We start from the raw sequence: 18,903 nt of genomic DNA on the forward strand, positions 1-18,903 counted from the left end.
CTTTGGCAACGCACAGCGTCCGGTTCCCGCAATGCTGCCGCAATGATCGGGCCGCTAGAAAGGCTCAGTTGCAGCGCGGGTACCGAACATGCGGATCTTGCTTGTCGAGGATGAGGCGGAAATGGCCGGTGCGCTGGCGTCGGCGCTGAAACGCTACGACATGGTGGTGGACCACGTGCCCACGCTTGCGGAAGCGGAAGAGGCTATTTCAGCCGACGTCCATGCCGCCGTCCTGCTCGACCGCCAGCTTCCCGACGGCGACGGCATAGCGCTGATCCCAAAACTTCGGGCGCGCGCTGACGGCGTGCCGATCATCGTGCTGACCGCGCGTGGCGAACTTGCCGACCGTATCGCCGGGCTCGACGGCGGCGCCGACGACTATCTGGCAAAGCCGTTCGCGGTCGAGGAGCTGCTGGCGCGCCTGCGCGCCGTGATGCGGCGGCCTGCCGGCCTTACCCCGGAGGTCATCGGCGCGGGCCGGCTCGCCTTCGATGTCGGCCATCGCGAGGCCAGCATCGACGGCCGCCCGTTCGAGCTGCCGCGTCGCGAGCTTCTGGTGCTCGAAGCCCTGATCCGCCGCATGGGCCGCACCGTGCTGCGCTCGGCGCTGGAAGAGGCCGTCTACAATTTCGACGACGAAATCCAGTCGAACGCGCTGGACACGCACATCTCGCGGCTGCGCCGCAAGCTTGCCGAGGCGGACGCCGGCATCGAGATCCACGGCATTCGCGGCGTCGGTTATCTCCTGAAGAAGCAGCCATGAGCAAGCACGACGATCCCTATTGCCTGCGCTCGCGGCTGAGCTGGCGCCTGCTCTCGCTCCAGGCCGCGCTGCTCCTGGCGCTGGTTGCCGTCGTCGTCGGAGCGCTGTGCGCGTCGGGCTTCGTGCTCGCCGAGCGGGACGAGGATCGCGTGATCGACGTTGTCCAGCGCGCGGTCACGCGTGACGCGGAAGGCGGCCTGACGCTGCGGCCGACGCCCGAGCTGAAGCAGTTGCGTAGCGAGACACCCGACCTCTGGTTCCTGGCCCGCGACCGGCAGGGACAGTCACTCAGCGAAGGTGCCGTGCCGGCGGAATTCGCCGCGATCGGCGGCGGCCTCGACCAGATCAGCCAAGCGCGGCTCGGCTGGCAGCTTTTCGAGGACGATCCGCGCAAGCCGGCCGCGCGACTGAAGCGGGTCGACACCGACGCCGGCAATATGCAGGTCATCACGGCGACGCAAGGACGACTCACCGGCGCGAAGGCGCTGTTCATGACATCGCTTGCATTCCTCGGCATCGCCCTGCCGGGCCTGCTCCTGATGGGAACCGCGACCTTCATCGCGACACCGATGATCGTGCGGCGCGCCTTCAGGGGGCTCGATACGACCGCGGACCAGGCGCGTCGTATCGACATCCATCAGCGCGGCGCACGCCTGTCGGTGGACCGGGTTCCGCTCGAGGTCGTGCCGCTGGTGACTGCGGTCAATGACGCGCTGGCGCGACTCGACCAGGGCTATGCCCGCCACAAGCGCTTTGTCGCCGACGCCGCGCACGAGCTGCGCACGCCGATCGCGATCCTGAACACGCGGCTTGAGTCGCTTCCATCGGGGCCGGACAAGACCCGCCTGCTGGAGGATTCCGCGCGGCTGGCCACCCTCGCCGAGCAATTGCTGGACATCCAGCGGCTCGACCGCGGCCATCCATTCACGCGCGTCGACCTCGTCCGGGTCGCGCAAAGCGCGGCCGCCGACCTCGCGCCGCTGGCGATTGCCGCCGGCTACGAGCTGGCGCTCGATGCACCCGCCACGCCGATCGAGACGATCGGTGACGCAGCCGCACTGGAGCGCGCGCTGACCAACCTCGTGCAGAATGCGATCCAGCACGGCCCTCGCCGCGGCACGATCGGCATTCGTGTCAGCAGGCGCGCGAGCATCGAAGTCACGGACGAAGGCGCCGGCATTCCGGCCGATCAGCGCGAACAGATCTTCGAGCCGTTCTATCGGCTGACGCCGCTCGATCGCGGTGCCGGCCTCGGCCTCAACATGGTGCGCGAGATCATGCTCCTGCATGGCGGCCACGTCTCGGTCGCGGACGGACCGGACGGCGGCGCGTGCTTCAGGATTTCGCTGCCGCCGATCCGGCAGAGCTGAATCAACTTGCCTCCGCGCCTCAGGCGCAATGCTGTCGCAATGCACTCCGGCGACTCTTCGACCGCCTCACCTCTGATCTGCGAGGTGCAATCAAAAATGCCGGAGTGCGCATGCCCAACGATTTTCTCTCGTTCTTCCTGTCCTGGATGTCGGCCCCGCGTCGGGTCGGTGCGATCGCGCCGTCGGGCGCGGCGCTGGCCGATCTCATCACCCGTGAGATCACCGCATCGACCGGCCCGATTCTCGAGCTCGGCCCCGGCACCGGTGCGTTCACCTACAAGCTGCTCAAACGCGGCGTGCAGCAGCAGGACCTCACGCTGATCGAATACGGCTCCGACTTCATGAAGCTCCTGCAAATGCGCTTTCCCGGCGCGCGCGTGCTGTGGATGGATGCGGGGCGGCTGACGACGGAGCGTCTCTATGACGGCGCGCCCGTCGGCGCGGTCGTGAGCGGCCTGCCGCTGCTCAACATGTCGACACGAAAGGTCGTCTCGATCATCGGCGGCGCGTTCAGCTATGTCCGCCCCGGCGGCGCCTTCTACCAGTTTACCTACGGAATGAGCTGCCCGATCCCGCGACCGGTGCTCGACCGGCTGGGCCTGCGCGCAACGCTCGTGGATCGCGCCTTTCTGAACGTGCCGCCGGCCGCCGTCTACAAGCTGACGCGACGGCCGCAGATGAAAATCATCACGGGATCGCTTGCGCCCGACGCTTCGACGCCGCTCACGCCGGAGCCGATGGTCAGACCAGCCGCGACTGCACCATCGCTGCTTGAATGAACGAGGCAAACAGTGGATGCGGCTCGAAGGGGCGCGACTTCAGTTCGGGGTGGAACTGGACGCCGATGAACCAGGGGTGATCCTCGTACTCGACGATCTCCGGCAGCACGCCGTCCGGCGAGAGGCCGGAGAATTTCAGCCCGTGCTGCTCGAGGCGGTCCTTGTAGGCGGTGTTGACCTCGTAGCGGTGGCGGTGACGCTCGGAGATCTCGGTCGCGCCGCCATAGACCTGCGACACGCGGCTGCCGCGATTGAGCGCCGCCGGATAGGCGCCAAGCCGCATCGTGCCGCCGAGATCGCCGGCGTTGGAGCGCTTCTCGAGCTCGTTGCCGCGCAGCCATTCCGTCATCAGGCCGACCAGCGGCTCCTTGGTCGGGCCAAACTCGGTGGAGTTGGCCCCCTCGATGCCGACGAGGTTTCGCGCGGCCTCGATGACAGCCATCTGCATGCCGAAGCAGATGCCGAAATAGGGCACGTCGCGCTCGCGCGCGAACTGCGCAGCGCGGATCTTGCCTTCGGCGCCGCGCTGGCCGAAGCCGCCGGGCACTAGAATGCCGTTGACGTGCTCGAGGAACGGCGCGGGATCTTCCTTCTCGAAGATCTCGCTCTCGATCCAGTCAAGATTGACCTTCACCTTGTTGGCGATGCCGCCATGCGAGAGCGCCTCGATCAGCGACTTATACGCATCCTTCATGCCGGTATATTTGCCGACGATGGCGATAGTGACATTGCCCTCGGGATTGCGGACGCGTTCGTTGATGCGCTGCCAGCTCTGGAGCGCCGGCGGAATCCGCGAGCCGATCCCGAAGGAGGCGAGCACTTCGTCGTCGAGGCCAGCGTTGTGATAGGCCTCGGGCACGGCGTAGATGTTGTCGACGTCGCGCGCCTCGATCACGGCGCTTTCGCGCACGTTGCAGAACAGGCCGAGCTTGCGCCGCTCTTCCTTCGGGATCTCGCGATCGGTGCGGCAGAGCAGAATGTCCGGCTGGATGCCGATCGAGCGCAGCTCCTTCACCGAATGCTGCGTCGGCTTGGTCTTGAGCTCGCCGGCACTCGGGATGTAGGGCAGCAGCGTCAAATGGATATAGACGGCGTGATCGCGCGGCAGCTCGTTCTTGAGCTGACGGATCGCCTCGAAGAACGGCAGGCCCTCGATGTCGCCGACGGTGCCGCCGATCTCGACCAGCACAAAATCGTAGTCGTCATTGCCGGAGAGGACGAATTCCTTGATGGCGTTGGTGACGTGCGGAACCACCTGGATGGTCGCGCCGAGATAATCGCCGCGGCGCTCCTTGGTGATGATGTCCTGATAGATGCGCCCTGTCGTGATGTTGTCGGCCTTGGTCGCAGGCCGGCCCGTGAAGCGCTCGTAGTGACCGAGATCGAGATCGGTCTCCGCGCCGTCATCGGTCACGAACACTTCGCCGTGCTGATACGGCGACATCGTTCCGGGATCGAGGTTGAGATAGGGGTCGAGCTTGCGGAGGCGGACCTTGTAGCCCCGGGCCTGCAACAGAGCACCGAGTGCCGCTGAAGCCAGACCCTTGCCGAGCGAAGAAACCACGCCGCCGGTGATGAATATGTACCGCGCCATGGGGCTTAACCTCTAATCCCTCGAATTCGATTCGCCAAAGCGATTCGTATTCCGCCCCAAAGAATCTGCGGGCCTGTGGGTGAGCGAAAACTAAAGAGTGGTGACAGAGCTTTGATGGGGGTTCCTGATGCAGGACGGTAGAAGCCGCCCTGCATGGGCCCCCTGCTTTATTGCGAGCGCGGCACCTGCGGGCCGCCCGGCGCCGGAGTCTGCTGCTGCTCGTCGGCCTTCTTCAGCGAATCCAGGATGCCACCCGAGGTCGGCGGCGCGATCGGCGATCCGCCGGCCGGCTGGGTCTGGGACGCCGGTGTGCCGATGATCGACGAAGGCGCACGGTTGTAGCCCGCGTACCAGGACAGGAACAGGCTGGTCAGGAAGAAGCCCGCAGCCAGGACCGCGGTCGTGCGCGACAGGAGGTTTGCAGTGCCGCGGCTCGACATGAAGCCCGCGCCTCCGCCCATGCCGAGGCCGCCGCCTTCCGACTTCTGGAGCAGGACGGCGCCGATCATGACGGCGACGATCATGAGGTGGATGACGATGACAACAGTCTGCATAGTGTCCTTCCGTCACAAGCCGATAGCGCCGGTACCGGCAGCCGATCGCGCTTCGCGGGTTTTCCTGAAGTTGCGCGGTGTTACACGATCGGAAACGGCAATGCCACCCCGATCGGGCCCGTATCCGCGCTTTGGGATTAGCTAGGGGCAGCCCTTCGCAATGGCAAGGAAATCGGCCGCCTTCAGGCTGGCGCCGCCGACCAGCGCGCCGTTGACGTTGTTGACAGCCATCAGCTCGGCCGCGTTCGAGGGCTTGACCGAGCCGCCGTACAGGATTCGCATCCGGCTGCCATCCGCCTTGAACCGGGAAGTCAGGAGTTCCCGGATAAAGCCATGAATCTGCTCAACATCCTTGGCGGTGGGGGTAAGACCCGTGCCGATTGCCCAGACCGGCTCGTAGGCCACGACCAGGTTTGCGGCCGTGGAGCCATCCGGGAGCGAGCCGTTGAGCTGGCCGCGCAGGACGCCCAGGGTCTGGCCGGCATCGCGCTGGCTCTGCGTCTCGCCGATGCAGACGATCGCTATGACCCCCGCCCGCCAGGCGGCCTCGGCCTTCTGCTTCACTAGCGCGTCGCTCTCACCATGGTCGGCGCGGCGCTCGGAATGTCCGACAATGATGGCGGTCGCGCCCGCGTCCGCCAGCATTTCGGCGGCGATATCGCCGGTATGGGCGCCGGACGCCTTGGGATGGCAATCCTGCGCGCCCACCGCGACCGCCTTGCCTCGGGCCTTGTCGGCGAAGGCCGCAATCAGGGTTGCCGGTGGGCAGACCAGCAGGTCCGCGTTGCCGGTCACCTCTGCCGCACCGTTGAGCATGGCGTCGAATTCGGCAGTCGAGCTTTTCAGGCCGTTCATTTTCCAGTTGCCGGCGATCAGCGGTCGGATGGCGTCGGTCATGTCAATTTCCAGCAAATTGAGGTTTGTGCATGCGCTAGCAGAGGTGCCGCGGCAGTTCCAGAGACCAAGGGCTTTTAACCGCAGGGATCGCGCGCCGGCCTGACCTGAGGTTGCAGGGGGAAAGCCGCCACTTTATGATGGCATATCAATTTGGTGACGCGCTTTTGCGGAATCTGCATTAAAGACGCGCTCCCGTTCCCCTCCTGCCAAACAAGTTGGACCAAATGCTTCGAGGAATGCGCAAGGCCTCATCAAACTGGCTCGGCAAAACCATTATGGCCGTGGTGATGGGCGTATTGATCATCAGCTTTGGCGTTTGGGGCATCGCCGACATCTTCCGAGGCTTTGGACAGTCCACGGTGGCCACCGTCGGCCACACCGAGATTTCGCTGAACGAGTTCCGCCAGATCTACACCGACCGTCTCCAGCAGATCGGCCGCCAGTTCGGCCGTCCGCTGACGCCTGAGCAGGCGCGCGCCTTCGGCCTCGACCGCCAGGTGCTCCAGCAGACGATTGCGGAAGCAGCCCTTGACGAAGAGGCACGCCGGCTCGGGCTCGGCCAGTCCGACGATCAGATCCGCCAGCTCATCATGAACGATCCGAACTTCAAGGGCGTCGGCGGCAACTTCGATGCGAACCGCTTCCAGGCCATGATCCGCAATTTCGGCTACACCGAGCAGCGTTACGTGTCCGAACAGCGCAAGGTGTCGCTGCGCCGGCAGATCACCGGCACGATCGGCGCCGGCCTCGAGCCGCCGAAAGCCATGCTCGACGTACTGACGCGTTTCCAGAACGAGCAGCGCGCGATCGAGTTCGTCAAGCTTGACGCCGCGCAGGCAGGCACCATCGACGCGCCCTCGCCCGAGGCGCTCGCCGCCTATTTCGAGGATCACAAGGTCCAGTTCCGTGCGCCTGAATTTCGCAAGATCGCCTTCGTCGTGATCTCGCCGGAGGAGATCGGCAAGTGGACCCAGGTCTCCGACGACGACGCGAAAAAGCTGTTCGACCAGCGCAAGAACCAGCTCGGCACGCCGGAGAAGCGCCAGATCCACCAGATCGTGTTCCCGAACGTCGCCGAGGCGCAGGCCGCCCGCGAGCGCCTCGCCGGCGGGCTGTCGTTCGAGGATCTCGGCAAGGAGCGCGGACTGAGCGCCTCCGACGTCGATCTCGGGCTCGTCACCAAGTCTTCGCTCGATCCGGCGATCGGCGATGCCGTCTTCGCACTTCCCGCAGGTGAGATCAGCCAGCCGATCCAGGGGCGTCTGGGCACCGCGATCGTCAAGGTCGACAAGATCGAGCCGGGTGTCGAGGCGAACTACGCCAGTGTCGCCGGCGACATCAAGCGCGAGATCGCGACCGAACGCGCGCGCGTCAAGGTCGCGGAACTGCGCGACAAGATGGAGGACGAACGCGGCGCCGGCACCAGCGTGGTCGACGCCGCGCAGAAGCTTGGGCTCACAGCCGTCACCGTCGACGCCGTCGACCGCTCCGGACGCGCGCCGGACGGCCAGCCCGTCGCCAACATTCCGCAGGGCCTCGACGTGGTGTCGCAGGCTTTCGCCAGCGATGTCGGCGTCGACAATGACCCGATCTCGTTCCGCGGCGGCTACGTCTGGTACGATGTGCTTGCCATCACCCCCTCACGCGACCGCAATCTCGACGAGGTCCGCGACCAGGTCGAGGCGCGCTGGCGCCAGGACCAAATCGCTGCCAAGCTCAAGACCAAGGCGACCGAGATGGTGCAGAAGCTCGAACAGGGCGGCAAGCTCGCTGACGAAGCCGCCGCAATCGGCGCCAAGGTCGAGACCGCGAGCGGCTTCAAGCGCGACGACTCGCCGGCCGGCGTACCGTCGAACTTGGTTGCGGCCGCCTTCCGCACCGCCAAGGACGGCGTCGGACAAGCGCCCGTGACCGGCGGCAGCGAAGTCATCGTCTTCCGCCTCACCGATATCATCGATCCCGCGGCCGACGCCGCTTCCGACGCCGTCAAGAAGCTGAAGGACAGCATCGACCGGGCGCTGACCGACGAGCAGGTCGCCTCCTACGTCAATAAGCTTGAAACCGACATCGGGACCACCATTAATCAGGCCGCCTTCGCGCAGGTGACGGGCGCGAACCAGTGAGTTGAAAGCACGCGATGGACGACCTGAAATCGATCATTGGAAAAGTGGCGACCGGCGCCAGCCTGTCGCGCGACGAAGCGGCTTCGGCCTTCGACGCCGTGATGTCGGGCGAGGCCACGCCCTCGCAGATGGGCGGCCTCTTGATGGCGCTGCGGGTGCGCGGCGAGACCGTGGACGAGATTACCGGCGCGGTCTCGGCGATGCGGTCCAAGATGCTTACAGTCGACGCACCCGCGGACGCTGTCGATATCGTCGGCACCGGCGGCGACGGCTCCGGCTCGGTCAACGTCTCGACCTGCGCTTCCTTCATCGTCTCGGGCACCGGCCTGCCGGTGGCCAAGCACGGCAACCGCGCGCTGTCGTCGCGCTCGGGCGCGGCCGATGTGCTGGCCTCGCTCGGCGTGAAGATCGATCTCAAGCCCGAGCAGGTCGGTCGCTGCGTGCGCGAATGCGGCATCGGCTTCATGTTCGCGCCGGCGCACCACCCGGCCATGAAGAACGTCGGCCCGACCCGGGTCGAGCTCGCCACCCGCACGATCTTCAATCTGCTCGGACCGCTGTCCAACCCGGCCGGCGTGAAGCGGCAGATGGTCGGCGTCTTCTCGCGGCAATGGGTGCAGCCGCTGGCGCAGGTGCTGAAGAATCTCGGCTCCGAATCCGCCTGGGTCGTGCACGGCTCCGATGGGCTCGACGAGATCACCCTCACCGGCCCCACCTTCGTCTCCGCGCTCCACAATGGCGAGATCAGGAATTTCGAGGTGACGCCCGAGGACGCCGGCCTGTCGCGCTGCGAGCCCGGTGCGCTCAAGGGCAGTGACGCCGACGCCAATGCGATTGCGCTGCAAAGCGTGCTCGACGGCAAGCCGAGCCCCTATCGCGACGTCGCGCTGATCAACGCGGCCGCCGCGCTGGTCGTGGCCGGCCGCGCCAAGGACCTCAAGGAGGGCGTTGCGATCGGCACGAAATCGCTCGACAGCGGCGCGGCGAGCGCGCGGCTGAAACACCTGATCGCGGTCTCGAACAGCTGAGCCTTCCCATGTCCGACATCCTGACCAGGATCGAAGCCTACAAGCGCGAGGAGATCGCCGTTGCCAAGCGCGAGCAGCCGCTCTCGGCGGTCGAGGCGAAAGCCAAGGGCCAAGCCGCGCCGCGCGGCTTTGTCCGCGCGATCAAGGCCAAGCACGCCAATGGCGATTACGCGCTGATCGCCGAGGTCAAGAAGGCGTCGCCGTCCAAGGGCCTGATCCGCGCGGATTTCAATCCACCGGAGCTTGCCAAGGCCTATGAAGCGGGCGGCGCCGCCTGTCTGTCGGTGTTGACGGACACGCCCTCGTTCCAGGGCCATCTCGACTTCATGGTGGCGGCGCGCACGGCCACGTCGCTGCCAGTGCTGCGCAAGGATTTTCTGTTCGACACCTATCAGGTGGCGGAGGCGCGCGCGCATGGCGCCGATTGCATCCTCATCATCATGGCCGCCCTCGATGATGCCGCGGCCAAGGACCTCGAAGACGCCGCCCTCGCTTATGGCATGGACGTGCTGATCGAAATCCACGACCGCGACGAGCTCGACCGCGCGCTAAAGCTTCGCTCGCCGATGATCGGGGTCAACAACCGGAACTTACGCACCTTCGAGACCACGCTTGCGACCAGCGAGGCGCTGGCGCCGCTGATCCCCGAGGGCCGGCTGATGGTCGGCGAGAGCGGCATCTTTACGCCCGCAGACCTCGCCCGGCTCGAGCGCGTCGGCATCTCGACCTTCCTGGTCGGCGAGAGCCTGATGCGACAGGCCGACGTGACCGCGGCTACGCGCGCGCTGCTCGCGCGCGAGACCACGGCGCGCGCCGCGGGTACGCGCTGATATGGCGCGTAAGCCGTCGAAGAAGGCGAGCCCTGCCCTCACCCATATCGACGCCTCCGGCGAGGCTCGCATGGTGGACGTGTCTGACAAGCCCGCCACCGAACGGATCGCGGTCGCCGAGGGGCGCGTCGTCATGAGCACGGCGACGCTTGATCTGATTGTCTCGGGCAACGCCAGGAAGGGCGACGTGCTCGGCACCGCGCGGATCGCCGGCATCATGGCGGCCAAACGCACCTCGGAGCTGATCCCGCTCTGTCACCCGCTCGCGCTGTCGAAAGTCACGGTCGACATCGAGCCCGACACCAAACTGCCGGGCTGTCTCGTCCGCGCCAGCGTCAAGGTCACGGGCCCGACCGGCGTCGAGATGGAGGCGCTCACCGCGGTGTCGGTCGCCTGCCTCACCATCTACGACATGATCAAGGCGGTGGAGCGCGGTGTGCGCATCGAAGGAATCCGTCTCGTCGAGAAAACGGGCGGCAAGTCCGGCCACTATCGCGCCTGATCGCACCGTCATTTCAGCGACGAGCTGATCGATCGGAATTTTGCGCTGAGCATGCTGCCCGTGGCGTTCGCGGCATCAAGGATCGTCAACAGGTTAGATGGTTAAGCCTTGGTTGATCATCATGTGACCGACAAGAACTGACCGGCATCGTGAGACCTTGCGACAAATCCTGCACGCCTCCCGCCGCGCGCATCGATTGCATTTGTGTATTGCGGTTCATGGCGCATTAACCGCGCTTCCTAACGTCGCCTCCACATCGTTCCCGTAAACCAACGGGTGTTCTGCGGGTCAAGAACTGACCCTGACGTGTGCACGGCAACGATCCACATGATGACGAGATACGGCAGTCGCCTTTTTGACCATGCCTTCGTGCGCGGCGGACCGATCCGCTGGCTGGTGGTGGGCGGCGCACTCCTGATCGCGGCAATCGCCGTCGGCGCGACGTTGATGGCGCAGAATTTCCGCGAGCGCGCGCTGCGCAACTCTAGCCGCGAGCTGGAAAACACCGTGCTGCTGCTCGCCCATCATTTCGATCAGCAGTTGCAGGATTTCGCCGTCATCCAGAAGGATTTCGTCGACCACGTCCGCGCGAGCGGAATCACGACCGCGGAAGACTATCGCAAGCGCCTCTCCGGCCCGGACATCCACCGGATGCTGCGCTCGAAGATCGAGGCGCTGCCTTACATGGGCGGCGTCAACATCATCGATGCCGACGGCAATCTGATCAATTCATCGACGGCATGGCCGGTCCCCAAGGTCAACCTCGCCGACCGCGCCTACTTCCGGACCTTCCGATACGATCCCTATGCGCCCGATGTGCTGATCGAACCGGTGCATAGCCGCATTTCCGGCGCCTGGACCATCCTGATCGTCCGCAGGATCGTCGCGCCGAACGGCGAGTTCATGGGCGTGGTCGGGCGCGGCATCGAGCCTGCCAATTTCGAGAAATTCTTCGAGTCCGTCGTGCTCGGCGAAGGCGCCACCATCTCGATGCTGCACCGTGACGGTACGCTGCTCGCCCGCTATCCCCACGCCAGCGACCTGATGGGGCGGAATTTCAAGACCGGCTCGTTCGCGCAGCAGAGGGTCTTCGGGCTCGATCACTTCGCCGGGCGCTTCACCAGTCCGGTTGACGGCGACGACCGGCTGATTTCGGCGCGCGCCCTGCCTCACTTCCCGATCCTGATGATGGCGACCACGACACGCGCGGCGGCCCTGGCGGACTGGCGTGAGCAGATCGGCATCCTGATTTCGGTCGCCGGCGCGTCCGCGCTCGCGATTGCAGGCGTGCTGATCGCGATCGTGCGCAAGCTCCTGGAGCAGCACCGCCTCTCGCGCGAGCGGCTGACGCTGGAGAAGCAGCGCCTCGACCGCGCCGTCAACAACATGACCCAGGGCCTTCTGTTGTTCGACGCCTCGCAACAACTCGTAGTCTGCAACCAGCGCTATATCGAGATGTACCGACTGTCGGCCGAGATCGTGAAGCCGGGCTACAGTTTCCGCGACATCATCGCGCATCGCAAGGCCACAGGCTCGTTCACCGGCGACGTGGACCAGTATGTCGCGCGCGTGCTGCGCGACATCCATGTGCGCAACTCCATGGTCGTCGACACCAGTGACGGCCGTTCTATCCAGATCGTCAACGAGCCTCTCGGCGACGGCGGCTGGGTGGCGACGCACGAGGACATCACCGAGCGCCGTCGCATCGAGGAGCGCATCACCCACCTTGCCCATTACGACGCGCTGACCGACCTGCCCAACCGTGCCATGTTCCACGAACATTTGCGCGAACTGCTGGCCACCATCGTCGACGGCGAAGAGCTTGCGGTCCACTACATCGACATCGACGAGTTCAAGGGCGTCAACGACGCGCTCGGACATCTCGTCGGCGACGAGCTGTTGAAGTCGGTGGCCACGAGTATCAGCCACTGTACGGGTCCGACCGATTTCGTGGCGCGGCTCGGCGGCGACGAATTCGCGATCGTGCAGAGTGCGGTGACCTCGCCGGACCAGGTCAACGATCTCGTCGCGCGGGTCTTCGCGGCGATCCGCACGCCGTTCGACTGCATGGGCCATCACCTCACCACCGACGCCAGCATCGGCATTGCGCTGGCGCCGGGACACGGCAGTGCGCTGGACCAGATCCTGAAGAACGCGGACATGGCGATGTACGCCGCCAAGGCCGCCGGACGCCGCACCTATCGCTTCTTCGAGCCCGAGATGGACGCCAAGGTGCGCGAGCGGCGGCAGCTCGAGATCGACCTGCGCCAGGCCATCGCCCATGGTGGTCTAGAAGTCTACTACCAGCCCTGCCTCAGCCTGAAGGACGATCGCATCACCGGCTGCGAGGCTCTGGTGCGCTGGCGCCATCCCGAGCGCGGCATGGTCTCGCCGGCCGAATTCATCCCGATCGCGGAGGATACCGGCCTGATCAACGAGATCGGCGAGTGGGTGCTGGCGACCGCCTGCCGCGACGCGGCCGCCTGGCCCGACGACATCCGCCTCGCCGTCAACGTCTCGCCGGTGCAGTTCAAGAGCGGCACGCTGGCGCTGAAGATCATGGCGGCGCTGGCCGCCTCCAACCTGCCAGCGAGCCGGCTCGAGCTCGAGATCACCGAGGCCGTGCTGATCCGCGACGACGACACCGCGCTTGCGATCCTGCACCAGCTCCGTGCCATCGGCGTGCGTATCGCGCTCGACGATTTCGGCACCGGCTACTCGTCACTGAGCTATCTGCACCGCTTCCCGTTCGACAAGATCAAGATCGACCGCTGCTTCGTCAACGACATCGCAGGTCCCGACGGCTCCGCTAGCATCGTGCAGGCCGTGGTCAACCTCGCCAGCGCCCGCCGCATGACCACCACGGCCGAGGGCGTCGAGACCGAGGAGCAGCAGCGCCTGCTGCGCACACTCGGCTGCTCGGAAATGCAAGGCTATCTGTTCAGCGCCGCAAAGCCGGCCGACAAGGTGTTGGAGCTGTTCGCGCTTCATCGCAGCCGGCTCGCCCAGCGCGGTGGCAGCGAGACCCGCCGCCGCGAGGCGGGCTAGCACCAGCGCGGTTTACCGAGGAGCTCTCCGTCCCCACCTCGCCCCGCTTGCAGGGCGAGGGCATCCAACGCCATCGCGGCGAGGCTTAGTTCGGCACCGTCGTCTTCGGCGCCGGCTTCGCGGCCACCGCATTCACCGTGACGCCATGCAGGAAGTCATAGGCGGCGCGCAGCGCCTTGTCGTCCTTCTCTTCCGGCGGGACGTAGGACTGCGAACCCGTCTGCTCGGTGCCATCGGCGGCCGAGAGATGGCCGCGCATCTGGGACTCCGCCATGGTGTCGACCCGGCCTTTCAGCTCGGGCGGCACGTCCTGGAGGATCTCGATGTCGGGCGCGATGCCCTGGGCCTGGATCGAGCGGCCCGACGGCGTGTAGTAACGCGCCGTGGTCAGCGCCAGCGCGCCGTTGCCGGCGCCAAGCGGAATGATGGTCTGCACCGAGCCCTTGCCGAACGAGCGCGTGCCGATGATCGTGGCACGCTTGTGATCATGCAGCGCGCCACCGACGATCTCCGACGCCGAGGCCGAGCCGCCATTGATCAGCACCACCAGCGGCTTGCCCTTGATGAGATCGCCGCCATGGGCGGTGAAGCGCTGGGTCTCTTCCGGATTCCGCCCGCGGGTTGATACCACCTCGCCGCGCGCCAGGAACGCGCTGGACACCGACACTGCCTGGTCGAGCAGGCCGCCGGGATTGTTGCGGAGGTCGACGACATAGCCCGCGAGCTTCTCGGGCTGGATGTCCTTGGAGATCGAAGCGATCGCCTTCTTCAGGCCGTCGGTGGTCTGCTCGTTGAACGACGTGATGCGGATATAGCCGATGTCGCCGTTCTCGACGTGGAAGCGCACCGGGCGCACATGGATGATCTCGCGCGTGATCGCGACGTCGAGCGGGGCGTCCGCGCCCTTGCGCACGATGGTGAGCTTGGTCTTGGTGTCGACCGGGCCCTTCATCTTGTTGACGGCCTGCTCCAGCGTCATACCCTGCACGGCGTCGCCGTCGATCTTGCTGATGAGATCGCCCGACATGATGCCAGCCTTGGACGCCGGGGTGTCGTCGATCGGCGAGACGACCTTGACCAGGCCGTCCTCCATGGTGACCTCGATGCCTAGGCCGCCGAACTCGCCGGAGGTGGTCTCCTGCATCTCGGTCCAGGCCTTGTCGTTCATGTAGCGCGAATGCGGGTCGAGCGAGGTCACCATGCCCGTGATCGCGCCTTCGATCAGCTTGGAATTGTCGGGCTTCTCGACATAGCTCGCCTTCACCCGCTCAAAGACTTCGCCGAACAGGTTGAGCTGGGAATAGGCATCGTCCGCGCTGGCTGCCGCCCGTGCCGCCCATACTCCGCCGTGCGGGCTGGCTACGAGAAGGGTCAGACACGCTCCAGTAAGCGCGCCCAGGGGGAACAGCAGGGTTTTCCGCATGGAATGGTTGGCCTTTTCGCTTGGGGCTTGAGAGGCGCCATGCAAATGGCGATCCAGCCCGGTTCTCACAATATCATTCTGGTTTCTTCAAGGCCGGCATGCCACGCCGGCGGGTACAGTACAGAAATCCCTTCGTCCGGGCCTAAACTTTTGGCAACCTCCGGAAACCGCCTGGCGCAAAGCGGGAATCGGTCGACCGGCCCACGCCTCGCAGCTATGCGATTTTAGGATGGTTTTGGAGGCCTGGACGGGATACCCGATGGCATAAGGCTTCAAATTCTCGGGAGGACAACAATGAACGAAGCGCTCCGGCCACAACGGAACGTCGAACTCGGCGCCAGCAACGAGCCGTTCCAGAACCTGCACGAATTCATCCGGAAGGCGCGCTCCAACCTCAACCAGAACGCCTGGGACTATATCGTCGGCGCCGCCGAAACCGAGACCACGATGCGCCGCAACCGCATGGCGCTGGACGAGATCGCGTTTCGTCCGCGCGTGCTGCGCGACGTCCGCAAGGTCGACGGCTCGGTCGAGCAGTTCGGCCGCAAGATGCGCCTGCCGGTGGTGCTGGCCCCGGTCGGCGCACTGGAAATCTTCGACCCGCACGGCGCCGCCAGCGTGTCGCGCGGCGCCGGCACCTTCGGAGCGGCGCACATGCTAAGCTCGGTATCTGAGCCCGGCCTGGAAAAGACCGCCGAGGCAGCCCCCGATGCGCTACGCCTGTTCCAGCTCTATGTCCGCGGCGACGATGCCTTCGTCGCCGATGTCGTCAGCCGCGCCGAGAAGAACAATTATGCCGGCTTCTGCCTGACGGTCGACACAGCCCATTACAGCCGTCGTGAGCGTGACATCGCCAAGCGCTACGTTCGCGAGAGCCGGCTGCGCGCCACCGGCGGCGATTTCCAGAAGGGCCTGGAGTGGCGGACCGTGAAGATGGTCAAGGACAAGTTCAAGATCCCCCTGATCCTCAAGGGCATTGCCACCGCCGAGGACGCCCAGATCGCGGTCGATCACGGCGTCGAGTGGATCTACGTCTCCAACCATGGCGGCCGCCAGCTCGATCATGGCCGCGGCGCCATGCATGTGCTGCCCGAGATCGTCGATGCCGTGAAGGGCCGCGCCAGGATCATGGTCGACGGCGGCTTCTGCCGCGGCACCGACATCGTCAAGGCGATCGCCGCTGGCGCCGACCTCGTCGGCATCGGCCGGCTGCAATGCTGGGCACTGGCGGCGGCCGGTGAAGCCGGCGTGACGCGGATGCTGGAACTCCTGGAGGACGAGGTGCTGCGCTGCCTCGGCCTGCTCGGGGCCACCTCGTTCGCCGAAGTGAACAAATCCTGCCTGCATGCAGCGACGGCCACCAACGCGCCGAGCGTGTTCAGCGCGTTCCCGCTGTTCGACACCGAGCCGTATCGGTACTGACCTGAAAGGATGCAATGACCTCGCTCTCTCCCGGCAGCGCCGACGCGCTTCTGTTCGATCTCGGGCGCGTGGTGCTCGATATCGATTTCTCCAAGGCGATCGCCTGCTGGGCGGGACATGCCGGCTGCAAGCCCGAGGCCATCGCCGCGCGCTATATGCGCGACGAGGCCTACCGGCTGCACGAGGTCGGCAAGATCAGCGACGAGGCCTATTTCGAATCGCTGCGCGCGTCACTCGGGATCGGCATTTCGGATGCGCAGTTCCTGGAAGGCTGGAACGCGATCTTCGCGGGTGAGATGCCTGATATCGCGGAGCTGTTGCCGCGGGCGGCGAAGCAGATGCCGCTCTACGCCTTCTCCAACACCAATCAGCCGCATGTGGACCATTTCTCGAAGGAATATGCCGACCTCCTCGGCCATTTCCGCGAGGTGTACCTGTCCTCCAGCATCGGCCTGCGCAAACCGGATGCGGAAGCCTTCGACCATGTCGTGGCTGCGATCGGCGTGCCGGCGCAGCGAATCGTGTTCTTCGATGACCTTGCCGAGAATGTCGAAGGCGCGCGGGCGTGCGGGCTGACCGCGGTGCATGTGACCTCGCCCCGCGATGTCGGCGACGCGCTGAAGGCACTGGGAATCTGACCGTTGGCGAGGCCCTCCAGTCGGCCGATTCCGGAACAATTTCACCCGGAAATGAGGAACCAGAACACTTTGTGCATTTTTGTACGGAGTTCCAGGAACGGAATGCTGCTTCCGGACTCTTGAGTCCGTCGGGACTTCTACGGACGGACGCATCATCGTGTTGGGCAAAACCTACCTCACCAAGCAAGCCTTTCTCCTTCTCCAATTCGCCAGAACCACCTCCGATTCGGACCTTTCGGCAAAGCTGATCAGCAAGGCCGCCGACCTGAAATCCCAGGCCGATCCGCTGCCCGACAGGGATCAGGGCCCCAAAGCTCCTGATGTGGCGCCGGACGTCAGTCCGGGCCAGCAGACGGGAAGTTGATCGATGCTGGCCATGGCGCGCGTCATTCTCATCCTCGCCTTGGCCACGCTCTTACCGATCCGTCTCGTCTTTCGGATCGTGCCGCGCCGGACCTGACGCCAGCCTCTCGCAATGCAGAGCCGGCGATGCAGGATGAGTAATCCCGCTCCGCAGCTGCTTTGCCTCTGCGCCCGCACTCGGTTAGAACTCTCGCCGCCCATTCGCCCGAACGGCGCCAAGCAGGAGTTTTCACCCGTGGCCTTGATGCCGGTTTCTGACGCGCTTGCCGCGGTGCTTGCCGGCGCTGAGCCGCTGTCCGAAGAAGCGGCCCCGCTGGACGATGCCTTCCATCGCGTGCTCGCGCGCGATGTCGCGGCGCGGCGCACGCAGCCGCCGCAGGCGATGTCGGCGATGGACGGATATGCCGTGCGCGCAGTCGACGCGGCAAAGATCGATTCCCAGCTGACGGTGATCGGTGAGGTCGCGGCGGGCCGGCCGTTTGCCGGAACGGTCGGCGCCGGCGAAGCAGTACGGATCTTCACCGGCGGCGTGGTTCCCGACGGCGCCGACGCCGTCGTGATCCAAGAGGACACGGTCGCAGACGGCAGGCGCATCACCATCAAGGAAGCTGCCATCCGCGGACGGCACATCCGCCCCGCCGGCATCGACTTTCGCGAGGGCGACATGCTCTTGCTCAAGGGCACCAGGCTCACGGAACGCGACCTCGCGCTCGCGGCCGGCATGAACCATCCGCAGCTTCCCGTCCGCCGCCGTCCGAAGGTCGCGGTCCTCGCCACCGGCGACGAACTGGTGATGCCCGGCACCACGCCCGGTCATGGCCAGATCGTCTATTCCAACGGCTACGCCCTGCACGCGCTCGCCCGCCGCGAGGGCGCCGACACCATCGATCTCGGCGTTGCCGCCGACACGCTGGAGGCCACCACGGCGGGCATCCGCCGCGCGCGCGAGACCGGCGCCGACATCCTGATCACGACCGGCGGCGCCTCGGTCGGCGACCACGACCTGGTCCAGCCGGCGCTCAATGCCGAAGGTATCTCGATGGCGTTCTGGAAGATCGCGATGCGGCCGGGCAAGCCGATGATGCACGGGCGGCTCGGCACGATGCGGGTGATCGGCCTGCCGGGCAATCCCGTGTCGTCCTACGTTTGCGGTTTCCTGTTCATGGTGCCGCTGATTCGTGCGCTGTCGGGCCGCGAAGTGATTCATCATCGCCGCGAGCGCGCCGTGCTCGGCCGCGATGTCGGCGCCAATGACCAGCGCGAGGATTATCTTCGCGCGCGTCTCGAGGTGCGCGACGACGGCACGCTCGTCGCCCTTCCGGTCAATCATCAGGATTCCTCGCTGCTCGCGAATCTCGCTGCGGCACAGGCACTTCTCGTGCGCGCGCCGTTTGCACCGAAGGCTGAAACAGGCTCGCCCTGCGAGGTGTTGCGGCTCCCCGCCTGAACGTCTGGACCACATGCGTTCCCTGAACTTTGCGGCGTTCACGGTAAATTAAGCAGTTGCGGAACACATATCGAACATATAGTGTCCGTTCATGATTTGTTTCGAGCATCTAGCGGCTCGCC

General features: G+C 65.6%; 16 protein-coding genes. 12 read left to right on the plus strand and 4 right to left on the minus strand.

All coding sequences use genetic code 11. From position 1 onward, the window contains the following. The first annotated feature begins 88 nt into the window (after positions 1–88). The 3 genes from ABIB73_RS02515 to ABIB73_RS02525 all read left to right on the plus strand — a co-directional run bounded on the left by ABIB73_RS02515 (position 89) and on the right by ABIB73_RS02525 (position 2,912). Positions 89–763: a response regulator gene (locus tag ABIB73_RS02515; RefSeq protein ID WP_354221098.1), complete on the plus strand. Its 675-nt coding sequence runs from the start codon at positions 89–91 to the stop codon at positions 761–763. Further along, positions 760–2,133 (plus strand): sensor histidine kinase, encoded by a 1,374-nt coding sequence (locus tag ABIB73_RS02520; RefSeq protein ID WP_354221100.1) that lies wholly within the window; start codon positions 760–762, stop codon positions 2,131–2,133. Before ABIB73_RS02515 ends, ABIB73_RS02520 begins: the two co-directional genes overlap by 4 nt. 110 nt (positions 2,134–2,243) lie before the next feature. Further along, positions 2,244–2,912 carry a class I SAM-dependent methyltransferase gene (locus ABIB73_RS02525; protein ID WP_354221102.1) on the plus strand — a complete coding sequence of 223 codons (669 nt, stop codon included), beginning with the start codon at positions 2,244–2,246 and terminating at the stop codon, positions 2,910–2,912. Here ABIB73_RS02525 and pyrG read toward each other — a convergent pair. The 3 genes from pyrG to tpiA all read right to left on the minus strand — a co-directional run bounded on the left by pyrG (position 2,875) and on the right by tpiA (position 5,957). Beyond that, a complete protein-coding gene (gene pyrG / locus ABIB73_RS02530; protein ID WP_354221104.1) occupies positions 2,875–4,506 on the minus strand; it encodes a CTP synthase in 1,632 nt (543 codons plus the stop codon). The two genes, ABIB73_RS02525 and pyrG, sit on opposite strands and share 38 nt — an antisense overlap. A gap of 167 nt (positions 4,507–4,673) precedes the next feature. Next, the gene (gene secG / locus ABIB73_RS02535) at positions 4,674–5,060 is read right to left on the minus strand and encodes a preprotein translocase subunit SecG (protein ID WP_354221106.1); all 387 of its coding nucleotides are present in this window, start codon (positions 5,058–5,060) and stop codon (positions 4,674–4,676) included. A 141-nt stretch (positions 5,061–5,201) separates the two neighbouring features. Further along, complete coding sequence (tpiA, locus tag ABIB73_RS02540) at positions 5,202–5,957, minus strand: triose-phosphate isomerase (protein WP_354221108.1); 756 nt, start codon at positions 5,955–5,957, stop codon at positions 5,202–5,204. A 224-nt stretch (positions 5,958–6,181) separates the two neighbouring features. Here tpiA and ABIB73_RS02545 point away from each other — a divergent pair, with 224 nt between their 5' ends. The 5 genes from ABIB73_RS02545 (at position 6,182) to ABIB73_RS02565 (ending at position 13,488) form a co-directional block, all read left to right on the plus strand. Beyond that, positions 6,182–8,080, plus strand: coding sequence for a SurA N-terminal domain-containing protein (locus tag ABIB73_RS02545; RefSeq protein ID WP_354221110.1), 1,899 nt, complete (start codon positions 6,182–6,184; stop codon positions 8,078–8,080). A gap of 14 nt (positions 8,081–8,094) precedes the next feature. Continuing rightward, positions 8,095–9,108: an anthranilate phosphoribosyltransferase gene (gene trpD / locus ABIB73_RS02550; RefSeq protein WP_354221112.1), complete on the plus strand. Its 1,014-nt coding sequence runs from the start codon at positions 8,095–8,097 to the stop codon at positions 9,106–9,108. A gap of 8 nt (positions 9,109–9,116) precedes the next feature. Next, entirely contained in the window at positions 9,117–9,938 is an 822-nt protein-coding gene (gene trpC / locus ABIB73_RS02555; RefSeq protein ID WP_354221114.1) for an indole-3-glycerol phosphate synthase TrpC, read from the plus strand. Between the two features lies 1 nt (position 9,939). Continuing rightward, positions 9,940–10,440: a cyclic pyranopterin monophosphate synthase MoaC gene (gene moaC / locus ABIB73_RS02560; RefSeq protein ID WP_354221116.1), complete on the plus strand. Its 501-nt coding sequence runs from the start codon at positions 9,940–9,942 to the stop codon at positions 10,438–10,440. A gap of 327 nt (positions 10,441–10,767) precedes the next feature. Beyond that, positions 10,768–13,488 (plus strand): bifunctional diguanylate cyclase/phosphodiesterase, encoded by a 2,721-nt coding sequence (locus ABIB73_RS02565; RefSeq protein ID WP_354221118.1) that lies wholly within the window; start codon positions 10,768–10,770, stop codon positions 13,486–13,488. A gap of 85 nt (positions 13,489–13,573) precedes the next feature. On the opposite strand, the gene ABIB73_RS02570 is transcribed toward ABIB73_RS02565, so the two are convergent. Beyond that, positions 13,574–14,911, minus strand: coding sequence for a S41 family peptidase (locus ABIB73_RS02570; RefSeq protein WP_354221120.1), 1,338 nt, complete (start codon positions 14,909–14,911; stop codon positions 13,574–13,576). Positions 14,912–15,205: 294 nt separating this feature from the next. Here ABIB73_RS02570 and ABIB73_RS02575 point away from each other — a divergent pair, with 294 nt between their 5' ends. The 4 genes from ABIB73_RS02575 (at position 15,206) to ABIB73_RS02590 (ending at position 18,781) form a co-directional block, all read left to right on the plus strand. After that, complete coding sequence (locus ABIB73_RS02575; RefSeq protein ID WP_354221122.1) at positions 15,206–16,333, plus strand: alpha-hydroxy acid oxidase; 1,128 nt, start codon at positions 15,206–15,208, stop codon at positions 16,331–16,333. A 14-nt stretch (positions 16,334–16,347) separates the two neighbouring features. Further along, positions 16,348–16,971: an HAD family hydrolase gene (locus tag ABIB73_RS02580; protein ID WP_354221124.1), complete on the plus strand. Its 624-nt coding sequence runs from the start codon at positions 16,348–16,350 to the stop codon at positions 16,969–16,971. A 157-nt stretch (positions 16,972–17,128) separates the two neighbouring features. Then, positions 17,129–17,335, plus strand: coding sequence for a hypothetical protein (locus ABIB73_RS02585; protein ID WP_354221126.1), 207 nt, complete (start codon positions 17,129–17,131; stop codon positions 17,333–17,335). Between the two features lie 234 nt (positions 17,336–17,569). Continuing rightward, positions 17,570–18,781, plus strand: coding sequence for a molybdopterin molybdotransferase MoeA (locus ABIB73_RS02590; protein ID WP_354221128.1), 1,212 nt, complete (start codon positions 17,570–17,572; stop codon positions 18,779–18,781). Positions 18,782–18,903 lie beyond the last annotated feature (122 nt).

This window comes from Bradyrhizobium sp. F1.4.3 (assembly GCF_040548375.1).
Taxonomy (GTDB): domain Bacteria; phylum Pseudomonadota; class Alphaproteobacteria; order Rhizobiales; family Xanthobacteraceae; genus Bradyrhizobium.

Excerpts from the sequence above, each read along its gene's own strand:
- ABIB73_RS02515 (WP_354221098.1), top strand. The coding sequence starts at position 89 with ATGCGGATCTTGCTTGTCGAGGATGAGGCGGAAATGGCCGGTGCGCTG.
- ABIB73_RS02520 (WP_354221100.1), top strand. The coding sequence starts at position 760 with ATGAGCAAGCACGACGATCCCTATTGCCTGCGCTCGCGGCTGAGCTGG.
- ABIB73_RS02525 (WP_354221102.1), top strand. The coding sequence starts at position 2,244 with ATGCCCAACGATTTTCTCTCGTTCTTCCTGTCCTGGATGTCGGCCCCG.
- pyrG (WP_354221104.1), bottom strand. The coding sequence starts at position 4,506 with ATGGCGCGGTACATATTCATCACCGGCGGCGTGGTTTCTTCGCTCGGC.
- secG (WP_354221106.1), bottom strand. The coding sequence starts at position 5,060 with ATGCAGACTGTTGTCATCGTCATCCACCTCATGATCGTCGCCGTCATG.
- tpiA (WP_354221108.1), bottom strand. The coding sequence starts at position 5,957 with ATGACCGACGCCATCCGACCGCTGATCGCCGGCAACTGGAAAATGAAC.
- ABIB73_RS02545 (WP_354221110.1), top strand. The coding sequence starts at position 6,182 with ATGCTTCGAGGAATGCGCAAGGCCTCATCAAACTGGCTCGGCAAAACC.
- trpD (WP_354221112.1), top strand. The coding sequence starts at position 8,095 with ATGGACGACCTGAAATCGATCATTGGAAAAGTGGCGACCGGCGCCAGC.
- trpC (WP_354221114.1), top strand. The coding sequence starts at position 9,117 with ATGTCCGACATCCTGACCAGGATCGAAGCCTACAAGCGCGAGGAGATC.
- moaC (WP_354221116.1), top strand. The coding sequence starts at position 9,940 with ATGGCGCGTAAGCCGTCGAAGAAGGCGAGCCCTGCCCTCACCCATATC.
- ABIB73_RS02565 (WP_354221118.1), top strand. The coding sequence starts at position 10,768 with ATGATGACGAGATACGGCAGTCGCCTTTTTGACCATGCCTTCGTGCGC.
- ABIB73_RS02570 (WP_354221120.1), bottom strand. The coding sequence starts at position 14,911 with ATGCGGAAAACCCTGCTGTTCCCCCTGGGCGCGCTTACTGGAGCGTGT.
- ABIB73_RS02575 (WP_354221122.1), top strand. The coding sequence starts at position 15,206 with ATGAACGAAGCGCTCCGGCCACAACGGAACGTCGAACTCGGCGCCAGC.
- ABIB73_RS02580 (WP_354221124.1), top strand. The coding sequence starts at position 16,348 with ATGACCTCGCTCTCTCCCGGCAGCGCCGACGCGCTTCTGTTCGATCTC.